Source organism: Actinosynnema sp. NPDC059335, from assembly GCF_042752395.1.
Taxonomy (GTDB): Bacteria; Actinomycetota; Actinomycetes; order Mycobacteriales; family Pseudonocardiaceae; genus Actinosynnema.
Genome location: NZ_JBHYXZ010000008.1, coordinates 85,914 through 104,700 on the forward strand (window position 1 = coordinate 85,914; position 18,787 = coordinate 104,700).

At 73.5% G+C, this 18,787-nt stretch carries 19 protein-coding genes and 1 tRNA gene; 11 read left to right on the forward strand and 9 right to left on the reverse strand.

What is annotated here, in order from left to right:
• From ACFXGA_RS04425 to ACFXGA_RS04445, 5 genes are all read right to left on the reverse strand, one after another.
• Positions 1 to 319: alpha-hydroxy-acid oxidizing protein (locus ACFXGA_RS04425; RefSeq protein ID WP_378084306.1), on the reverse strand; the 319-nt coding region annotated here is incomplete at its 3' end.
• Positions 320 to 438: 119 nt separating this feature from the next.
• Complete coding sequence (secD, locus tag ACFXGA_RS04430) at positions 439 to 2,598, reverse strand: protein translocase subunit SecD (RefSeq protein ID WP_378084308.1); 2,160 nt, start codon at positions 2,596 to 2,598, stop codon at positions 439 to 441.
• A 37-nt stretch (positions 2,599 to 2,635) separates the two neighbouring features.
• A complete protein-coding gene (locus tag ACFXGA_RS04435; RefSeq protein WP_378084309.1) occupies positions 2,636 to 2,965 on the reverse strand; it encodes a hypothetical protein in 330 nt (109 codons plus the stop codon).
• Positions 2,966 to 2,987: 22 nt separating this feature from the next.
• The gene (locus tag ACFXGA_RS04440) at positions 2,988 to 3,980 is read right to left on the reverse strand and encodes a tetratricopeptide repeat protein (RefSeq protein WP_378084311.1); all 993 of its coding nucleotides are present in this window, start codon (positions 3,978 to 3,980) and stop codon (positions 2,988 to 2,990) included.
• Between the two features lie 89 nt (positions 3,981 to 4,069).
• Positions 4,070 to 4,681, reverse strand: coding sequence for an FMN-dependent NADH-azoreductase (locus tag ACFXGA_RS04445; protein ID WP_378084313.1), 612 nt, complete (start codon positions 4,679 to 4,681; stop codon positions 4,070 to 4,072).
• Positions 4,682 to 4,786: 105 nt separating this feature from the next.
• Between ACFXGA_RS04445 and ACFXGA_RS04450 the strand changes: the two genes are divergently transcribed.
• From ACFXGA_RS04450 to ACFXGA_RS04485, 8 genes are all read left to right on the forward strand, one after another.
• Positions 4,787 to 5,257 carry a MarR family winged helix-turn-helix transcriptional regulator gene (locus ACFXGA_RS04450; RefSeq protein WP_378084315.1) on the forward strand — a complete coding sequence of 157 codons (471 nt, stop codon included), beginning with the start codon at positions 4,787 to 4,789 and terminating at the stop codon, positions 5,255 to 5,257.
• Positions 5,258 to 5,476: 219 nt separating this feature from the next.
• Positions 5,477 to 5,680, forward strand: a complete 204-nt coding sequence (locus ACFXGA_RS04455; protein WP_378084316.1) for a hypothetical protein — start codon at positions 5,477 to 5,479, stop codon at positions 5,678 to 5,680.
• Between the two features lie 219 nt (positions 5,681 to 5,899).
• Positions 5,900 to 7,414 (forward strand): AMP-binding protein, encoded by a 1,515-nt coding sequence (locus ACFXGA_RS04460; protein ID WP_378084337.1) that lies wholly within the window; start codon positions 5,900 to 5,902, stop codon positions 7,412 to 7,414.
• A 52-nt stretch (positions 7,415 to 7,466) separates the two neighbouring features.
• Positions 7,467 to 8,792 (forward strand): response regulator transcription factor, encoded by a 1,326-nt coding sequence (locus ACFXGA_RS04465; protein ID WP_378084318.1) that lies wholly within the window; start codon positions 7,467 to 7,469, stop codon positions 8,790 to 8,792.
• Between the two features lie 223 nt (positions 8,793 to 9,015).
• On the forward strand, positions 9,016 to 9,165 hold the full coding sequence (locus tag ACFXGA_RS04470; protein WP_378084319.1) for a hypothetical protein: 150 nt from the start codon (positions 9,016 to 9,018) through the stop codon (positions 9,163 to 9,165).
• 79 nt (positions 9,166 to 9,244) lie between these two features.
• Entirely contained in the window at positions 9,245 to 9,736 is a 492-nt protein-coding gene (locus ACFXGA_RS04475) for a PH domain-containing protein (protein ID WP_378084321.1), read from the forward strand.
• Entirely contained in the window at positions 9,733 to 11,229 is a 1,497-nt protein-coding gene (locus ACFXGA_RS04480; RefSeq protein WP_378084322.1) for a PH domain-containing protein, read from the forward strand. Before ACFXGA_RS04475 ends, ACFXGA_RS04480 begins: the two co-directional genes overlap by 4 nt.
• Before the next feature lie 76 nt (positions 11,230 to 11,305).
• Complete coding sequence (locus tag ACFXGA_RS04485) at positions 11,306 to 12,601, forward strand: MFS transporter (protein ID WP_378084324.1); 1,296 nt, start codon at positions 11,306 to 11,308, stop codon at positions 12,599 to 12,601.
• Here the strand turns inward: ACFXGA_RS04485 and ACFXGA_RS04490 are convergent, their stop codons facing one another.
• From ACFXGA_RS04490 to ACFXGA_RS04500, 3 genes are read right to left on the reverse strand one after another with little or no spacing between them, the layout of a single operon-like run.
• Positions 12,602 to 13,012 (reverse strand): PIN domain-containing protein, encoded by a 411-nt coding sequence (locus ACFXGA_RS04490; RefSeq protein WP_378084326.1) that lies wholly within the window; start codon positions 13,010 to 13,012, stop codon positions 12,602 to 12,604.
• 23 nt (positions 13,013 to 13,035) lie between these two features.
• Entirely contained in the window at positions 13,036 to 13,269 is a 234-nt protein-coding gene (locus tag ACFXGA_RS04495) for a DUF6364 family protein (RefSeq protein WP_378084328.1), read from the reverse strand.
• Positions 13,270 to 13,311: 42 nt separating this feature from the next.
• A complete protein-coding gene (locus ACFXGA_RS04500; protein WP_378084330.1) occupies positions 13,312 to 14,874 on the reverse strand; it encodes a helicase HerA-like domain-containing protein in 1,563 nt (520 codons plus the stop codon).
• An 83-nt stretch (positions 14,875 to 14,957) separates the two neighbouring features.
• Here ACFXGA_RS04500 and orn point away from each other — a divergent pair, with 83 nt between their 5' ends.
• The 3 genes from orn to ACFXGA_RS04515 all read left to right on the forward strand — a co-directional run bounded on the left by orn (position 14,958) and on the right by ACFXGA_RS04515 (position 17,397).
• A complete protein-coding gene (gene orn / locus ACFXGA_RS04505; protein WP_378084332.1) occupies positions 14,958 to 15,569 on the forward strand; it encodes an oligoribonuclease in 612 nt (203 codons plus the stop codon).
• A 62-nt stretch (positions 15,570 to 15,631) separates the two neighbouring features.
• Positions 15,632 to 15,707, forward strand: a tRNA-His gene (locus ACFXGA_RS04510).
• Between the two features lie 58 nt (positions 15,708 to 15,765).
• On the forward strand, positions 15,766 to 17,397 hold the full coding sequence (locus ACFXGA_RS04515) for an ABC-F family ATP-binding cassette domain-containing protein (protein ID WP_378084333.1): 1,632 nt from the start codon (positions 15,766 to 15,768) through the stop codon (positions 17,395 to 17,397).
• Between the two features lie 3 nt (positions 17,398 to 17,400).
• Here the strand turns inward: ACFXGA_RS04515 and ACFXGA_RS04520 are convergent, their stop codons facing one another.
• A complete protein-coding gene (locus ACFXGA_RS04520) occupies positions 17,401 to 18,612 on the reverse strand; it encodes an Ig-like domain-containing protein (RefSeq protein ID WP_378084339.1) in 1,212 nt (403 codons plus the stop codon).
• Between the last annotated feature and the right edge of the window lie 175 nt (positions 18,613 to 18,787).

Here is an 18,787-nt window from a genome sequence, read left to right on the forward strand (position 1 = left end):
GGTGCAGGATGGACTGCACCCCGACCGGCGCGAGCAACACCGGCGCGGGCATGTCCGTGCCGAGCAACGACGTGCCGAGGTGCCGTTCGGTGGCGTCGGTGAGCATCCGCGGCACGATCCGCCAGTCGTCGAACGCCTCCCGGTTCGCCCGCGCCGTCGCCCCACCACCGGCCGCGCCCGCCACGTACCAGAACGGCCCCGGCCCGAGCCGCTCCCGGGCGGACGCCTCCAACCCCTCCGGGTCGGTGGTGAACGGCGGCACGGTCCCCGCCAGCCCTTGCAGGTAGATCTCGTTCTGGTACGCGGCGAATCCGGTCATGTGCACACCTTGCTACACGACCGGCCGTTTCGGCAGGAGCCGCGTGAGCCGGTCCGACCGCGGACCGACCGCGGCCGGTGTGTCGGTTGTGGACGGCCACGCGGACGGCGACCGCGTGCTCATCGGCGGCGGCCCTCCAGGACGATCGCCACCGGTGCGGCGGTCAGCACGGTCGAGATCGTGCCCGCGACCAGGCCGATCAGCAGCGCGGTGGAGAAGTCGGCCAGCGAGCCGTCGCCGAGCACCAGCAGCGCCGCCAGGACGAACAGCACGCCGATGCCCGTGTTCACGGTGCGCGGCAGGGTTTGCAGCACCGCCGAACTCATCACGTCGGGGAACGGCGCACGCGTCCGCCGCAGCTCGCGCACCCGGTCGAACACCACCACCGAGTCGTTCACCGAGTAGCCGATCACGGTGAGCAGCGCGGCCAGGAACACCGCGTCGGCGGTCTTGCCCAGCCACGCGAACGCGCCGACGAGCACGACCACGTCCGTCACCAGCGCCACCACGGTGGCCACGCCGAGCCGCCAGTCGAACCGCACGGCGAGGTAGACGAGCTGCGCGGCCACCGCGATGGCCAGCGCGATCAGCGCGTTGCGCCGCAGCTCCGAACCCAGGCTGGGGCCGATCAGCTCGTTGCTGACCTGCTCCGCCCCGCCCGTCGCGCGGTCGACGGCCTCGCCGAGCCTGGTCGCGGCGGCCGAGTCGATCGGGCCGGTGCGCACCGAGAGGCCGTCGGAGCCCGACGTCACCACCACCGCGTCGCCGAACCCGGCGGACGCCAGCTCGGCCCGCACCCGGCCGGTGTCCACCGACGCCGCGGTGAACTCCAGCATCCGCCCGCCGGTGAACTCCACGCCCAGCTCCAGCCCGCGCACGAACAACCCGCCGATGGCCGCGAGCACCACGACGCCGGCCACGAGGAGCCAGCGCCGGGGCCGCCGGTACAGCTCGATCCCCCGCTGCGTCAGCCAGGTCCGCACCCGGCCCAACGAGTGCAGCCCGCTCCACCGGGGCCGCCGTTCCAGGACCGGCATGACGAGCCGCAGCAGCACCCGGCTCAGCACCAACGCGCTGAACAGCGACGCGATCACACCGATCGACAGCGTGACGCCGAACCCCTTGACCGGGCCGGTGGCCAACCAGAACAGCAGGCCCGCGGCCAGCAGCGTGGTGACGTTCGAGTCCGCGACCGCGCTCAACGCGCCGCGGAACCCCTCGTCCACCGAGCGGGGCAAGCGTTTGCGCCGCGCGAACTCCTCCCGTGACCGCTCGAACACCAGCACGTTGGCGTCCACCGCCATGCCGATGGCGAGCACGAACCCGGCCAACCCCGGCAACGTCAACGTCGCCCCGATCGCCAGCATCGCCGCGTACGCGACGGCCGCGTAGCCGACCAGGGCGACCACGGCCACGAGCCCGGCCAGCCGGTAGACGAACAGCAGGAACAGCCCGGTCAGCGCCACGCCGATGACCGCCGCGCGGGCGCTGGCCTCGATCGCCTCCGCGCCGAGCGTCGGGCCGACGGTCCGCTGCTCCACCACCTCGACCGGCACGGGCAGCGCGCCGGACCGGATCACCAGCGCCAGCTCCTCGGCCTCGGCCTGGCTGAACCGCCCGGTGATCTGGGTGCTGCCGCCGATCATGCCGGTGCCGCAGGCGACGGACGGGTCGACCTGCGGCGCGGACACGACCTCGTCGTCCAGCACGAACGCCACCCGCCGCTTCGGGTCGCCCGGCGGCGAGCACGCCGCCTCGGCGGTCACCCGCTGCCACGCGCGCGGCGCGTCGCCCTGGAAGTCGACACCGACGACGTAGCCGACGCCCTGCGCGTTGGGCGTGGCGCGGGCGTCCTCGATGCCCTCGCCGGTCATCACGACCTCGCCCAGGCCGACCGAGTCGCCCTCGGGCGTGGGCACGTCGCCGACTCCGGTGACCGGCTGCACGCGCAACTGCGCCGTGCGGCCGAGCACTTCGATGGCCTCGGTCGGATCCTGCACGCCGGGCAGCTCCACCACGATGCGGTGGTCGCCGGAGCGGGCCAGCACGGGTTCGGCCACGCCCAGCTCGTCGACGCGGCGGCGCAGCACCTCCATCGCGCGGTCGGTGGCGTCGGAGGTGGCTTCGGACGGGGTTTCCAGCACGATCTGGGTGCCGCCTCGCAGGTCGAGGCCGAGGCGCGGTTGGACGGTGAGCAGGGTGAACGCGGACGCGGCGAGCACGCCGAGGGCCAGGAGCCCGCGGACGATCAACGCTCGCCGCGCGTCGGGGCGCGGCATGGTGGAGGGACCTCCGGGTGAGGTGAACGGTGGGGGTTCAGCTACCGGAGGTCGGGGGTGGCGCGCGCTCGCCGAGCGGCGCCTGGCCGGCGTGCTCGGGCGTGGCGTGGGTGGGGTCGAGGACGTCCACCCGCACCGGCGGCGCGGGCGGGACGTGCACCGCGGGCTGGACGCCGTCCAGCGGCTGGCCCAGGTGGACCTGCACGGGGTGCGCGGTGGTGGTGCGCGCGGCCGTGCCGGGCAGGTGGGCCGCGTCCACCGTCGAGGAGACGGCGGCGACCACCTCGACGGGGGTGGCGGGGCCGGGTCCGGACACGACGAAACCCGCGATCAACGCGAGGATCGCGAGCAGCGCGCGCCGGGTCATCGGACTCCTTCCCCGCACCAGGCTACCGACCGCCGCCCAGGACGACGACGGTTCCGCCGAGCAGCGCGCACAGCCAGGCGATCACCAACGGCTGCATCGTCGTCGCGCCGAGCAGCAGCGCCACCGCCCACCCGAGCAGCACCACCGCGGACAGCCCGAACATCGTCGCCACCACGGCGACCTGGGGCCGGTGCGCGGGCAGGCGGACCACCGCCCGCCGCACCGCGCGCGGCGCCCGGAGCGACGCCGCGCCCACGACCACCAGGCAGCCGACCACGAGCAGGGCGGCGAACCAGCCGAGCGCGGGCGTCGGCTTGGGCATGCCCGCGAGCAGCAGGAGCAGCCCGCCGGCGACCAGCAGCGCGGCGACCCTGGACAACGCGGGCCAGAGCACGGCGTGCGCGGCGGTCAGCGCCTCGCCGGACGGCGGCGGGATGGGCGCGCCGCCGCGCTTGCGCCGCACCGTCGCCAGGTTGGCGCGGACGTCGTCCGCGTCGGGGTCCAGGCGCAACGCGGTGCGGTAGGCGCGTTCGGCGACGCCCCAGTCGCGCACGCGCAGCGCCGCGTCGCCGAGCACCTGGAACGCGCGGGCCTCGGTCGGCGCGAGGCGCGTCGCCTCCCGGGCGACGGCCACGGCCTCTTGCCGCCCGTCGGGGCTGTTCGCCAGCACCTCGGCGAGCACCACCTGGCACCGCCAGTCGCCCGCCTTGCGCCGCACGCACTCCCGCGCCGCGACCACCGCCTCGACGTGCCGGCCCAGCTCGCTCAACGCCAACGCGGTCAGCCGCTGCGCCCACGCCGGGTCGCCGTCGAGCACCAGGGCGCGCTTCGCCGCGTCCAGCGCGGGGTCGGGCTCGCCCGCGTCGAGGTGCGCGGCGGCCAGCCGGCACCACGCCTCGCCGTGCAGGGGGTTGACCAGGAGCGCCGGCCGGAGCAGCTCGATCGCCCGGCGCGGCAGCCCCCGGGCGGTCAGCTCGGCGGCACGGACCACGACCGCGGCGATCGGCTCGGACATCGCACCTCCCGGACCAGTGTGACAGCCCGGGAGATCGTCTCCGCCGAGGTGGCGGGCCGTCCCCGAGCCGGCCCGCCACCCCCTCCCCCTCAGGCGGCGGCCAGCTCGCGCACCGCGCGGTGCGCGTCCTCCAGCGAGGCGACGGCCTGCTCGCGGAACTGCGCGAGCTGCGGCGCGGTGTGCGCCATGGTCAGCTCGGCGTGCACGAACTCCAGGTCGCGGTCGAGGCCGATCATGCCGAGGGCGGCCCGCAGGTAGGGCTCCTGGAAGTCGAACGCGTGCCGCGGCGTGCCGGGCGCGTAGGAGCCGCCCCGGGCGGTCACCACCACGACGCGCTTGCCGGTCAGCGGGCCCTCGCCCGTCGCCTGGTCGACGAACAGCTCCGGCACCATGATCCAGTCCAGCCACGCCTTGAGGCTCGACGGGACGCCGTAGTTGTACATCGGCACGCCCAGCAGCAGGGTGTCCGCGGCCTTCACCTCGGCCACCAGCAGCCGCTCCAGCGGGCGGTCCGCCTCGGTCCCCCGCGTCGCGAGCGACGCCGGGTCCACGTGCGGCAGCGGGTCGGCCGCCAGGTCGCGGTAGGTGACCCCGCCGTCCGGGTGCGCGGCCCGCCACGCGTCCGCGAAACCCCTCGTGACCTCGCGCGACACCGAGCCCTCGAAGCGCAGGCTCGTGTCGATGTGCAGCAGGTGGGACATTGTTCCTCCCCAAGAAGTTCTTGGTTCAGAACATATGACCGGAGTAGTTCCGCGTCAAGATATTCCCAGATCAGAATATCTCACACCTCGCGTATGCTCGGGGGTATGGACCACCCCGCCGACCCCGGCTGCACGAGCCGCGCGGGCCTCAACTGGCTGCTGCACCGCGCGGCGCAGAAGCTGGGCGCGGTCGCCCAGGAGGCGGCGGGCCGCCACGGCATCACCACGCGCGGGCAGATCGTGCTGACCGCCCTGGCCAGCGAGGAGTTCCGGCGCACCCAGCTCGCCCTCGGGCACGCGCTCGGGCTGGACAAGACCACCCTCACCGCGGAGTTGGACCGGCTGGAACGCGCGGGCCTGATCGTGCGCAAGCCGGACCCGACCGACCGGCGGGTGCGCGTGCCCGTGATCACCGAGCAGGGCCGGGCCGTGCAGTGCGCGGTCGAGGAGCTGCACGCCCAGGTGGAGCGCGAGTTCACCGCGGACCTGACGCCGGACGAGGCCCGCGGCCTGCACGAGCTGCTCCAGCGCCTGATCGCCTCGGACCACCGGCCGGACAGCGGCTCCTGCCTGTAAGGGCACCGAACACCGCCCGAACATCACGATCCGTTGCGGTTCCGGCCCATTTCTCACCCTTCCAGGTGACTGCGGCGACGCACGCGTGCGAGGCTAACGACAGCTCGGCGCGATCGCCCGGCGGAAGTCCCGTCATGGCACCAACCCCCGTGCGTCTCCCCACCGCGAGCGCCCGGACTGGTCCGAGCACCCGTGTCGAGACCCTGGAGGGCAAGGGCAGTGAACACAGGCAAGGAGTGGCAGATCTCCTGCCGCGACATCGCGTCGCGCCGACGTGACATGACCGTCTTCGTCAGCCAGGGCCACGTCGTGGTGACCGTGCCGCCGGGCGAGGCGGCCGTGCTGACGCCGCTGGAGGTGGGGCGCCTGCGCGCGGCCCTGCGCGACGCCGTGGTGAACGCGTCCGGCACCCCGGAGATCTGATCGCGGGGTCGCCGATTTCACCCCGCACTCTTCCTACTCACGGGTAGGTAATGTCAGTATCGAACCCGTGAGCACCTACTTCGCCAGGCCGGGCGACCCCGCGTCGCCGCTCGACGCCGACCGGGACCGCCCGGCGACCCCGCGGGTGGCGCGGTGAGGCGGGCGCTGGGCGTGCTGCGCGCCCTGGTCACGCTCGTGCGCGCCGGCGTCGTGCGGCCGATGGGTCCGGGACGGCTGCTCGGCGTGCTGGACGCCTACCTCAAGTGGGACATCACGGTGGCGTTCGGGTTCGCCACCGGCGCGGCTCGGCACCCCGACCGACCCGCGATCATCGACGACGCGGGCGCGCTCACGTACGCCGAGGTCGAGGAGCGCACCACCCGGCTCGCGCACGGCCTGCACGACCTCGGCGTGCGGGCGGGCTCGAAGGTCGCGGTGCTGTGCCGCAACCACCGCGGGTTCGTCGAGACGGTGGCGGCCTGCGTGAAGCTCGGCGCGCACACCGTGCTGCTCAACACGGGGTTGAGCGCGGGGCAGATCACCGCCGTGCTGCGCGAGCAGGACGTCTCCGTGGTCGTCGCGGACACCGAGTTCCGCGGCCTGCTGACCCACGCGCCGCGCAAGGTCCGCCGGGTCATCGCGTGGGTGGAGGGCACGACCAGGAGCAAGACGCTGGAGCAGCTCATCGCGGGCTCCCCCGCCACGCCGCTGCCCGGCCGGCCGCCGCGCGGCCGGATGATCGTGCTGACCTCCGGCACCACCGGCGCGCCCAAGGGCGCCCGGCGGCCGGAACCGGCGAGCCTCACGCCCGCCGCCGCGCTGCTCTCGCGCATCCCGCTCCGGGCGGGCGACCGGTTCTCCGTGCCCGCGCCGCTGTTCCACACCTGGGGCCTGGCCGCGTTCCAGATCGGGCTCGTGCTCGGCGCGACGTTCGTGCTGCGCCGCCGGTTCGACCCGGCGCTCGTCCTCGCCGACGCGCGCGAGCACCGCGCCGACGCGGTGTTCGTCGTGCCCGTGATGCTGCAACGCGTGCTGGAGCTGCCCGAACGCCCGCACCTGCCGGGGCTGCGCGTGATCGCGTCCAGCGGCTCGGCGCTGCCGCCCCCGGTGGCGCGCCGGTGCCTGGCGGAGTTCGGCCCCGTCCTCTACAACCTCTACGGCTCCACCGAGGTGTCGTGGGTGAGCATCGCCCGCCCCGACGAGCTGGCGCGCCACCCCGACACGGCGGGCCGGCCGCCGCACGGCACCCGGCTCGCGATCCTGGACGACGACGGCGCCCCGGTGCCCGCGGGCGTCACCGGCCGCATCTTCGTGGCCAACGACATGCTCTTCGACGGCTACACCAACGGCGCGGGCAAGGAGGTCCGCGACGGCCTGATGTCCACCGGCGACGTCGGCCACCGCGACGCGGACGGCCTGCTGTTCGTCTCCGGCCGCGACGACGAGATGATCGTCTCCGGCGGCGAGAACGTGTACCCGCGCGAGGTCGAGGACCTGCTCGCGGGCCTGGCCGGGGTGCGGGAGGTGGCCGTGGTCGGCGTGCCGGACGAGCGGTTCGGCCAACGGCTCGCCGCGTACGTGGTGTGCGACGAGCCCGGAGCGCTGGACGAGGACGCCGTGCGCGAGCACGTGCGCGCCAACCTGGCCAGGTTCTCCGTGCCGCGGGAGGTGGTCTTCCTCGACGCCCTGCCCCGCAACGAGACGGGAAAGGTGCTGAAGCGGGAGCTGCGGTGAGTACCGTCGGCCGTGCGGCAGTCCGGCAGCGGCGCACGGGGGCGACCACACGATGACCATTCCGGTCCAGCGAGCGGCCGATCCGCGCGAGGCCGCCGTCACGAACCTGCGCGAGGCCCGGATGGCGCTGGACGAGGGACGTCCCGGCGACGCGCTGGAGGCCGCGGAGAAGGCGGTGGCCGCGTTCTCGTGGCTGGACGACGCGGAAGGCGTGGCGCACAGCGTGCTGGTCCAGTCCGTGGCGCTGGGCAAGCGCGGCCTGCTGCCCGGCGCGCTGGACACCATCGACCGGGTCGGGGCCATCGCGGCGGCGAACCGGCACGTCGGGTTGCAGGCGTGGTGCGGGTTCGCGCAGGCCGTGGTGGAGCTGCGGCTGGACTCGCGGGAGCGGTCGCTGCACTCGCTGGCGCGCGCCCTGGGCCTGGCCGAGCTGACCAAGGACGTCGAGCTGATCGGCTCGATCCTGTTCGAGCAGGCGAACGTCCTGCGCACCCAGTACCACGAGCACTGCCTGGCGCGGTCGGCGGCGAGCCGGTGCAGCCTGGACGGCGAACCGTGCACGCGCAAGCTGCGGCGGGCCGAGGAACTGTGCGCGCAGGCCCGGGACCGGTGGAAGCACCTGGACCAGCCGCTGCGGATGGCCCGGCTGAACCTGCTGCTCACGCACGTGCGGCTGGACCTCGGCGAGGTGGACCGGGCGCTGCGCTCGTGCCAGCGGGCCGACCGGCTGCTGGCCGGGCAGGACCGGCCCGTGCTGCGGGCCGAGCTGCTGATGGCGCGGGCCCGGATCAGCGGCGTGCGGGAGCGCTACGACGACCAGGTGCGGCTGCTCACGCGGGCGGCGGAGCTGGCGATGGGCGCGCTGGCCCGCGAGGTCGCGGTGCGGGCGCACGGCGCGCTGAGCGTGGCCTTCGAGCGGGCCGGGAAGCTCGACTCGGCGCTGCACCACGCCCGGTCCCAGCTGGAGCAGTACCGGCTGTGGGAGCTGCAGGAAGGTCGTGACCTGCTGCGGATGCGGGAGCACGACCTGTCCGCGCGGCTGGTCGACCAGCTGGCCGAGCGCACGTTCGGGCCGCGGTCGGCGCGGGTGGCGCGGCCGGACCCGCTGCGCAGCTCCGCCACCGCGGAGCAGGACAACCGGCGGATCGCGCGGGCGTTGCGCGCGGGCCTCACCAAGCGGGGCATCGAGGTGCTGCGGCGGGTGGCGGCCGGCGAGAGCACGACGGGCATCGCGGCGGAGCTGGGGCTGTCGCCCAAGACCGTGCAGAACCACCTCCAGCGCATCTACCGGACCATCGGCGTGCGCGACCGGGCGGGCGCGGCGGTGTGGTGGGTGGACCTGGACGAGGAGCCGAGGGCGCGGTCGGCGCGCGACTGAGTCACTTCCCGGTTCCCGGCTCGTTACCGGAAGTGGTGGGATGTCCCCGACGATCGGGGCTCCCGCTCCGGGGGTATTGCCCAACGAGCAGGGGCGGAAGTGGGTGATGACCGTGAGGACCGCCGTGTGCCATGCTCCGCTTGGACGCTCTTCGGCGTCACCCGCGGATCGGGTCCGGCTGCCCCTGCCGACCACGCCGCTACGATCGAAACGGAGTTCGACGATGGTTGTGCACTCCCTGCACAGGATCATGGCCGCGCTCGCCATCTGCGCCGGTCTCGCGGTCGTCGTCGGCGTGCCCACCGCCGTCGCCGTCCAGGGCGAGAGCGCCACGGCCAGGGTGTTCCAGGCGCCGTACAGCGCGCAGCCGTGACCGGGTCGCGCCGTCCCTGACGGCGCCGCGGGTCGGGTTGGCGCACACGCGGGCCCGGCGTTGAGGCACAGTGGACGGCGTGAGCAACGAAGTGTTGCGCCTGCGTGCGCCGCGGCACCAGGTGAGCCGCAAGTCGATCACCCTCTGGACCCTGCACGCGGTGATCGGCTGGGCGGTGCTGCTGGCGCCGCAGGCGGTGGCGCTGCTCTTCGTGGCGTCGCCGTGGCAGGTGACCGCGGCGCTGGCCACGCTCGTGCTGGGCGTCGCGCACACCCTGGTGATGCCGCGGTGGCGGTACCGGGTGCACCGCTGGGAGGCCACCCCGGACGCGGTCTACACGCTGGCCGGCTGGCTGAACCAGGAGTGGCGGATCGCGCCGGTGTCGCGCATCCAGACCGTGGACACCAAGCGCGGCCCGTTGCAGCAGCTGCTCGGCCTGTCCACGGTCACCGTCACCACCGCCTCGGCGGCGGGGCCCGTGCTGATCGAGGGCCTGGAGCACGACGAGGCGGTGCGGCTGGCCGACGAGCTGACCTCGACGACGCAGGCCACGCCGGGTGATGCCACGTGACCACGGAGCTGCCCGCCGCGCCGGAGCACGTCGAGCCGGTGGTGGACTGGCACCGGCTGGACGTGCGCATGCTCATCGTCCGGCCGCTGAACGAGCTGCTCGGCCTGGTGCCGGTGTTCGTCGGCCTGCTCGTGCTGGGCAAGGGCGAGACGTGGCGCATCCTGGTCAGCCTGGGCGTGATCGCCGCGATCGTGCTGTTCGGCCTGCTGCGCTGGCTCACCACCCGGTACCGGATCACCACCGAGCAGGTGGAGATGCACACCGGCCTGGTCGTCCGCAAGCGCCTGGCCGTGCCGCGGGACCGGATCCGCACCGTCGACCTGACCGCGAAGCTCGGGCACCGGCTGTTCGGGCTGTCCGCGATCCGGGTCGGCACGGGGCAGCGCGACCAGCCCGGCGAGGACGGCCTGACGTTGGACGCGGTGTCGTCGGCCGAGGCGGAACGGCTGCGCGTGCTGCTGCTCACCATCGCCAAGGCGGAGGTCCCGGCGACCGGCGCGGCGGCGGAGGAGGAGCGGACCGGCGTCGTGCTGTCCCAGTGGGACAACCGGTGGCTGCGGTACGCGCCGCTGACGTTGTCCGGCCTCGTGGCGGCGGGCGCGCTGTTCGGTTTCGTGGCGAACGTGGTGCGCGAGCTGGACATCGAGGTGTTCGACCCGATGAGCGAGGCCGTGCACTGGGTCGCCGCCCAGCCCCTCGGGCTGACGATCGCCCTGTTCGGCGGCGCGGTGCTGCTGATCGCGACGCTGGGCTCGGTGCTGGTGTACGTGGTGCAGTTCTGGGGCTACCGGCTGACCCGCGAGCCGGACGACACCGTCCGGGTGCGCCGGGGCCTGCTCACCACCCGGTCGGTTTCCGTTGCCGAGCAACGGCTTCGGGGCGTGGAGCTGGTCGAGCCGCTGCTGCTGCGGGCCGGGCGCGGCGCGCACGCCAAGACCGTGACCACGGGCCTGGGGCGCAAGGGCGAGAGCAACCTCCTGCTGCCGCCCGCGCCGGTGGCCGAGGCGCACCGGGTGTCCGCGGCCGTGCTGCGGCAGGAGGAGTCGCCGACGGGGACGCCGCTGCGCCGGCACCCGGTGGCCGCCCTGCGCCGCCGGATGGTGCGCGCCGTCGTGCCGCTGCTGGCACTCGCGGCGGTCCTGGCGTGGTTCGCGCCGAGCTGGACGTGGCAGGTCGTGCTGGCGCTGGTGCCCTTCTCCGCCGCGCTGGGCTGGGACCGCTACCGGTCGCTGGGCCACGCGTTGACCGACCGGTACCTGGTCGCCCGCGCGGGTTCGGCGATCCGGGAGACGGTGGCGCTGCAACGCACCGGCGTCATCGGCTGGCGCGTCTCGCGCTCGTTCTTCCAGCGGCGCGCGGGCCTGGTCACGATCTCGGCCACCACCGCGGCGGGTGACGGGGCGTACCACGTGATCGACGTGGCGGAGGCGGACGGGCTCGCGGTGGCCGACGAGGCCGTGCCGGGTCTGCTGCGCCCGTTCCTCGAACCGTGATCTTGGCTGGATCTCGACCCACTATGGCATTCGAGCCACTGTTCGCGGCGGGGCGGCATCGCCGAAGCTTGCCGTCGTGATCCGCAGCAGGCAGAACTGGGCATGGGTGGTCGCCGGCGTCGCGTTCGTCGCGCTGGTCGGGGCGGCGGCGTTCCGGGCCGCACCGGGCGCGTTGGTGGAACCGCTGCGGCGGGAGTTCGGGTGGTCCACCGGCACGATCGGCTTCGCCGTGTCGGTGAACCTGCTGCTGTTCGGGCTGACCGCGCCGTTCGCCGCGGCCCTGATGGAGCGGCTGGGCGTGCGCAAGGTCGTGGCCTCGGCGCTGACGCTGGTCGCGGTGGGCAGCGGGTTGACCGTGTTCATGTCGACGGCGTGGGAGCTGGTGCTGTTCTGGGGCGTGCTGGTCGGCCTGGGCACCGGGTCGATGGCGCTGGCGTTCGTGGCCACCATCACCGGCCGGTGGTTCGTCCGCCACCGGGGCCTGGTCACCGGCATCCTCACCGCGGGCGGCGCGACGGGCCAGCTGGTGTTCCTGCCGGTGGTGGCGGCGCTGTCGGAGTCGTCCGGCTGGCGCAGCGCGTCGGTCGTGGTGTCCGTCGCGGCCCTCGCGGTCGTGCCGCTGGTGCTGCTGTTCCTCCGCGAGCACCCGGCCGACCTGGGCGTGCCGCCGTACGGCGGGGACGCGGTCGTGCCGGCGCCCGCGCCGACCGGGGGCGCGGCCCGCCGGGCGCTGGGCGCGCTGGCGGGGGCCGCGCGCACCGGCCCGTTCTGGTTCCTGGCGGCGGGCTTCGCGATCTGCGGCGCGACCACGAACGGCCTGGTCGGCACCCACTTCATCCCCGCCGCCCACGACCACGGCATGCCCACCACCACCGCCGCGGGCCTGCTCGCGCTGGTCGGCGTCTTCGACATCGTGGGCACGGTGCTGTCGGGCTGGCTCACCGACCGCGTCGACTCGCGGGTCCTGCTGGCCGTGTACTACGCGCTGCGCGGCGCGTCACTGCTCGTCCTGCCGCAGCTGTTCCACGACTCGGTGCACCCGTCGATGCTCGTGTTCATCATCTTCTACGGCCTGGACTGGGTCGCCACCGTGCCGCCGACCGTCGCCCTGTGCCGCCAGGTCTTCGGCCTGTCCGCCCCGGTCGTCTTCGGCTGGGTCTTCGCCTCGCACCAGATCGGCGCGGCCTTCGCCGCCACCGCCGCCGGCCTCACCCGGGACCACTTCGGCAACTACGCCCCGGCCTGGTACGCGGCCGGCCTGCTCAGCGTCACGGCCGCGTTCCTGTCCCTGAAGGTCAAACCCTCACCGCCGCTTGCGACTGGTCCCGAACAGCCCGCGGGTGATCTCGCGGCCGAGCGCGCTCGCGGCTGATCAACCTCCGCCGGCGAACGGGTTCCGCACGGTCAGGGTCACGAACACGCGACCGTCCTGGAGGTCCTCGGACACCAGCGTCCCGGCGCCGGCGCGCAGGGCCGCCTCGACGATCAGGGCGTCCCAGAACGACAAGGTGTGCCGCTCCTCCAGGTCGCTCGCGGACACGATCAGCAGCGGGTCCGTGTCGACCACGCACCACTCGCCGTAGTCCGCGACGATCCGGCGGGCTTCGGCCTTCGTCATGGGGGGCTTCAGCTTCCGGGTGGCGACGGCGTAGAACTCCTGCAACACCTGGGTGCTCAACGCGCCGGTGCCGTCGGCCCAGAGGCGGCGCAGGAGGTCCCGCGCGATGACGTGCCGGTCGCCCGCGGCCGAGTCGTGGGCGTATACCAGGACATTCGTGTCCACGAAGACACGTCGGGTGTGATCGCTCACCGGTCGTACAGGTCCTCACGGTTCCAGGACAGACCACCGTGGTCCGAGGCGTGGTCGAGTGCCGCCAAGGCGCGCCGCTTGGCCGCCTCGTAACGCTCGTCGGCCGCCGCGAGCACGGTGATCTGGTGCGCCAGCAGGGCACTGAGCGAGGTGCCCTCACGCGCCGCCAACACCTTCGCCTTCTTGATGACCTCGTCATCCAGTTGAAGTGTGACGTTCCGCTTCGACACGACCACAGGATATCACGTGGACCACGTGGGTCCCACGCGCATTCACCGCCGCTTGCGACTGGTCCCGAACAGCCCGCGGGTGATCTCGCGGCCGAGCGCGCTCGCGGCTGAGCGGAGGAACGACTTCACCGCCGTGTTGCCGAGCACCTGCTCCACCACGCCCGGCTCCTCGCGCGCGCGACGGCGTTCGGCCGGCTCCTCCTGCTCCGGGGCCTCCTCGTGCTCCGCGGCCTTCTCGTGCTCGGCGGCCTTCTCGTGCCCAGGGGGAGCCACCTTCGCGGTCAGCTTCTCGTACGCCGACTCGCGGTCCACCGTCTCGGCGTACTTCCCGTGCAGCTCGGACGACGCCGCGGCCTCCTCGATCGCCTCCGGCCCGATCGTGTCCATCAAGGACCGCGGCGCGCGCAACCTCGTCCACGCCACCGGGGTCGGCGCGCCCTTCTCGCTCAGCACCGTCACGACCGCCTCGCCCGTCCCCAACGACGTCAGCGCCCGGTCCAGCTCGTAGTGCGGCGTCGTCGGGTACGTCTTCACCGTCTTCGCCAACGCCGCCTGGTCCTCCGGCGTGAACGCGCGCAACGCGTGCTGCACCCGCGCGCCCAACTGCGACAGCACGGCGTTCGGCACGTCGGTCGGCAACTGCGTGCAGAAGAACACGCCGACGCCCTTGGACCGGATCAGCTTCACCGTCTGGGTGATGCGCTCCAGGAACGCCTTGGACGCGTCCGCGAACAGCAGGTGCGCCTCGTCGAAGAAGAACACCAGCTTCGGCCGGTCCAGGTCGCCCTCCTCCGGCAGCACCTCGAACAGCTCCGCCAGCAACCACATCAGGAACGTGGAGAACAACGCGGGCCGGGCCTGCAGATCCGCCAACTCCAGCAGCGACACCACGCCACGCCCGTCGACCGTGCGCATCAGGTCGCGCGGGTCGAGCTCCGGCTCGCCGAAGAACGTGTCGCCGCCCTGCGCCTCCAGGTTCACCAGCGACCGCAGGATCACCCCGGCCGTCGCCGACGACACCCCGCCCAGGCCCTTCAGGTCCGCCTTGCCCTCGTCGGACGTGAGGTGCGTGATCACCGCGCGCAGGTCCTTGATGTCCAGCAGCGGCAGCCCGCGCGAGTCGGCCCAGTGGAAGATCAGCCCGAGCGTGGACTCCTGGGTGTCGTTCAGCCCGAGCACCTTCGCCAGCAGGATCGGCCCGAAGCTCGTCACGGTCGCCCGCACGGGCACCGCCGCGCCGCCCGTGCCCAGGGACAGGAACTGCACCGGGCACGCCTCCGGCCGCCAGTCGTCCCCCGTCTCGGCGGCGCGCGCGGCGACCCGCTCGCCGCCCTCCCCCGGCCGCGACAGCCCGGACAGGTCGCCCTTCACGTCGGCCATCACCACGGGCACGCCCGCCGCCGACAGCTGCTCCGCGACGAGCTGCAACGTCTTCGTCTTGCCGGTGCCCGTGGCGCCCGCGACCAGGCCGTGCCGGTTCAGCGTGGCCAGCGGCAGCCGCACCCGCGCGGTCGGCTCCACCCGGCCGTCCACCAGCACCGCGCCGAGCTCCACGGCCGCGCCCTCGGACGCGTAACCGGCTGCGATGTCGCTCTGGGCCGTCATTGCCCCGAGCGTAATGAGATTGGTAGGGGCCGCCACCCGAAGCGGCGCGGGGCCGGCGCGACCGGCCGACTAGGCTCGCGCGGGTGATGGATCGCCTGGTGTGGATCGACTGCGAGATGACCGGCCTCGACCTGGGCAAGGACGCCCTGATCGAGATCGCGGCGCTGGTGACCGACGCGGAGCTGAACGTGCTCGGCGAGGGGGTCGACGTGGTGATCCACGCCGACGACACCGCGCTCGACTCGATGCCCGACGTCGTCATGCAGATGCACGCCAAGTCGGGGCTCACCGAGGAGGTCCGGCGGTCCACCGTGACGCTGGCCGACGCCGAGGCGCAGGTGCTCGCCTACATCAAGGAGTGGGTGCCCGACCCGCGCACCGCGCCGCTGGCCGGCAACTCGATCGCCACCGACCGCGGGTTCATCGCCCGCGACATGCCGGAGCTGGACGCCCACCTGCACTACCGGATGGTCGACGTGTCGTCGATCAAGGAGCTGTGCCGCCGCTGGTACCCGCGCATCTACTACGCGCAGCCGGGCAAGGGCCTGGCGCACCGCGCGCTCGCCGACATCAAGGAGTCGATCCGCGAGCTGGCGTACTACCGGCGCACGGCGTTCGTGCCCCAACCAGGGCCGACGTCGGAGCAGGCGCAGGCCGTGGCGGCCGAGCTGCTGGCCGCCGACCGGCCGGAGTAGGGCCGATTTCAGACCTGGCGGTGGGGCACTGTATGCTTCACGCGCCGGGTCAGCCGGTCTTGGTGGGTGTAGCTCAGCTGGCAGAGCACTGGGTTGTGATCCCAGGTGTCGCGGGTTCAAGTCCCGTCACTCACCCCAAGCGCAACGCCCCTCGACGCCTCGTCGGGGGGCGTCTGTCTTGTGCCCTGGAGTCGTCATGAGCGCCACCCTCGTCGCGAAAGACCTGGCCGCCGGGCACGGCGACCGCGTGCTGTTCTCCGGCTTGGACCTGGTCGTCGCGCCCGGCGACGTGGTCGGCCTGGTCGGCGTCAACGGCGCGGGCAAGTCCACCCTGCTGCGGACGCTGGCGGGGCTGCTGCCCGCCGAGCGCGGTGTGATCCGCCTCTCCCCCGTCACCGCGACCGTCGGCCACCTGCCGCAGGAGCCGGAGCGGCGGCCGGGCGAGACGGTGCGCGAGTTCCTGGCCCGCCGCACGGGCGTGGCGGCGGCGCAGGCGGAGCTGGACCGGGCCACCGAGGCGTTGACCGCGGGCACCGGCGACGACGGCTACTCCGACGCGTTGGAGCGGTGGCTCGCGCTGGGCGGCGCGGACCTGCCGGAGCGGTCGCTGGAGGTGGCCGCCGAACTGGGCCTGGACGTGTCCCTCGACCTGCCGATGACCGCGCTGTCCGGCGGCCAGGCGGCCCGGGCGAGCATGGCGTCGCTGCTGCTGAGCAGGTACGACGTGTTCCTGCTCGACGAGCCGACCAACGACCTGGACCTGGACGGCCTGGCCCGGCTGGAGCGGTTCGTGACCGGGCTGCGGGCGGGCGTCGTGGTGGTGTCGCACGACCGCGAGTTCCTCGCCCGCACGGTCACGCGCGTGGTGGAGCTGGACCTGGCGCAGCAGCAGGTGCGGTCCTACGGCGGCGGCTACGAGGCGTACCTGGAGGAACGGGAGATCGCCCGCCGGCACGCCCGCGAGGACTACGAGGAGTACGCGGCCACGCGCGCGTCGCTGGAGGAGCGCGCCCGGGCGCAGCGCGCCTGGATGGAGAAGGGCGTCAAGAACGCCCGGCGCAAGGCCCCGGACAACGACAAGATCGGGCGCAAGTTCCGCACCGAGGCGACCGAGAAGCAGGCGGCCAAGGCCCGGCAGACCGAACGGCTGATCGAGCGCCTGGACGTGGTCGAGGAGCCCCGCAAGGAGTGGGAGCTGCGGATGGAGATCGCCGCCGCGCCCCGGTCCGGCGCGGTGGTGGCGGTGCTGCGGTCGGCCGTGGTGACGCGGGGGTCGTTCACGCTCGGACCGGTGGACCTCCAGGTGGACTGGGCCGACCGGATCGCCATCACCGGCGCGAACGGCTCGGGCAAGTCGACGTTGCTGGCGGCGCTGCTCGGCCGCGTGCCGCTCGCGTCGGGGTCGTCGTCGCTGGGCTCCGGCGTGGTGGTGGGCGAGATCGACCAGGCGCGCGGCCTGTTCCTGGGCGGGGAGCCGTTGCTGGACGCGTTCGGCGCGGCGGTGCCGGACCTGGCCCCCGCCGACGTGCGGACGCTGCTGGCGAAGTTCGGGCTGAAGGCGGCGCACGTGCTGCGGCCGGCGGCCTCGCTGTCGCCCGGCGAGCGGACGCGTGCGGCGCTGGCGCTGCTCCAGGCGCGCGGGGTGAACCTGCTGGTGCTGGACGAGCCCACGAACCACCTGGACCTGCCCGCGATCGAGCAGCTGGAGTCCGCGCTGGAGTCCTACACCGGCACGTTGCTGCTGGTGACGCACGACCGGCGGATGCTGGACGCGGTGCGCACGACCCGCCGCCTCGCCGTGGCGGCGGGTCGCGTCACGGACCTGTGAGCCCTACCGCTTGCCGCCCTTGGCCCACTCCTCCCACGGGATCTGCCAGTCGCCGTAGCCGTCGGTGGGCTCCAGCGCCGGGCCGCCGGAGTTGGTGACGATGACGACGTCGCCCGGCTTGGAGATGTCGTGCACCCACTTGGCGTTCTCGGGCGAGAGGTTCAGGCAGCCGTGGCTGACGTTGCGCCGGCCCTGGTCGCCGACCGACCACGGCGCGCCGTGGAAGAAGATGCCGGAGTGGGACATCCGGACGGCCCAGTCGACCGGCGTCACGTAGCCGCCCGCGTCCAGGGACAGGCCGTAGGTGCGGGAGTCCATCACCATGTGGTCGTACTTCTCCATGGTCACGTAGGTGCCCGTGGGGGTGGTGTTCTGCGCGTCCCCCATCGAGGTCGGCATGGTGCGCGCGACCTGACCGTTGATCTTGGTGACGACCTGGTGGGTCTGGCCGTCGGCCTCGTGGATGACGGCGTCGCCGATGGTCAGCGAGGACACGTGGTCCTCCTGCCCGTAGACGCCGTTGCCGAGGTGCTTGCCGTAGATGCGGGCGTTGATGGCGACCTTGGTGCCGGGCGTCCAGTACTCGCGGGGGCGCCAGTGCACCTTCTGGTCGTCGAACCAGTAGAACGCGCCCTCGACGCGCGGTTCGGTGGTGATCGAGATCATCGCCTCCGCCGCGGCCTTGTCGGTGACCGGCTCGTCGAACTTGAAGTGCAGCGGCTGGCCGACGCCGACCGTCATGCCGTCGAGCGGGAACACCTCCGCGAGCAGGGTCTGCGTGCGCGGCTTGACCGTGGTGAAGGTGGAGGTCTTGGTGACCGGCTTGCCGTCCGCGCCCTCGCCGGTCACGGTCAACGTGTAGGTCTTCTGGTAGCCCAGGGGTTCGGTGTTGGTCCACTGCAGACCGTCGGCGCTCAACTCACCCGCCACGACCTTGCCCTCGGGGTTGGTCAGCGAGACGGAGGTGATCCTGCCGTCGGTGGCCGTGGCGACGACCGGCACGCCGGGCGCCACGTCGACCGCCGCGTCCGCGGGGCCGGTGCTCAGCGACACCGGCTTGGGCGGGGGCGTGGACGAGGTGGTCGGGGTCTCGCCGCCGGCGGCGTCCCCGGTCGCCGCCGAACCGGACGAGCAACTTGTGATCAACGTCGCAACCAACCCGATCGCGACGATTCCCAGCGCTCTGCGCGCCCCCCGCTTGCGGTGCATCCCCATCCTCCGGTTCATCCCCAGAACGCCGCGACGGCCCGCCAACACACGCCCGCGACCGGCCCCGGAAACGTGTAGCCGGGGGGGTTGTAGATGTTTGCCCCGTTTGAGGGTGGGTGGCGTATTAACAAAAACCAGACCCCCAGACACACACAGATAGGGGGGTGTGGGGGGGTGGGGT

Bases quoted from the DNA above. Each gene is read 5' to 3' on its own strand.
- secD (WP_378084308.1), bottom strand. From the start codon at position 2,598: ATGCCGCGCCCCGACGCGCGGCGAGCGTTGATCGTCCGCGGGCTCCTG.
- ACFXGA_RS04435 (WP_378084309.1), bottom strand. From the start codon at position 2,965: ATGACCCGGCGCGCGCTGCTCGCGATCCTCGCGTTGATCGCGGGTTTC.
- ACFXGA_RS04440 (WP_378084311.1), bottom strand. From the start codon at position 3,980: ATGTCCGAGCCGATCGCCGCGGTCGTGGTCCGTGCCGCCGAGCTGACC.
- ACFXGA_RS04445 (WP_378084313.1), bottom strand. From the start codon at position 4,681: ATGTCCCACCTGCTGCACATCGACACGAGCCTGCGCTTCGAGGGCTCG.
- ACFXGA_RS04450 (WP_378084315.1), top strand. From the start codon at position 4,787: ATGGACCACCCCGCCGACCCCGGCTGCACGAGCCGCGCGGGCCTCAAC.
- ACFXGA_RS04460 (WP_378084337.1), top strand. From the start codon at position 5,900: ATGGGTCCGGGACGGCTGCTCGGCGTGCTGGACGCCTACCTCAAGTGG.
- ACFXGA_RS04465 (WP_378084318.1), top strand. From the start codon at position 7,467: ATGACCATTCCGGTCCAGCGAGCGGCCGATCCGCGCGAGGCCGCCGTC.
- ACFXGA_RS04470 (WP_378084319.1), top strand. From the start codon at position 9,016: ATGGTTGTGCACTCCCTGCACAGGATCATGGCCGCGCTCGCCATCTGC.
- ACFXGA_RS04500 (WP_378084330.1), bottom strand. From the start codon at position 14,874: ATGACGGCCCAGAGCGACATCGCAGCCGGTTACGCGTCCGAGGGCGCG.
- ACFXGA_RS04515 (WP_378084333.1), top strand. From the start codon at position 15,766: ATGAGCGCCACCCTCGTCGCGAAAGACCTGGCCGCCGGGCACGGCGAC.
- ACFXGA_RS04520 (WP_378084339.1), bottom strand. From the start codon at position 18,612: ATGGGGATGCACCGCAAGCGGGGGGCGCGCAGAGCGCTGGGAATCGTC.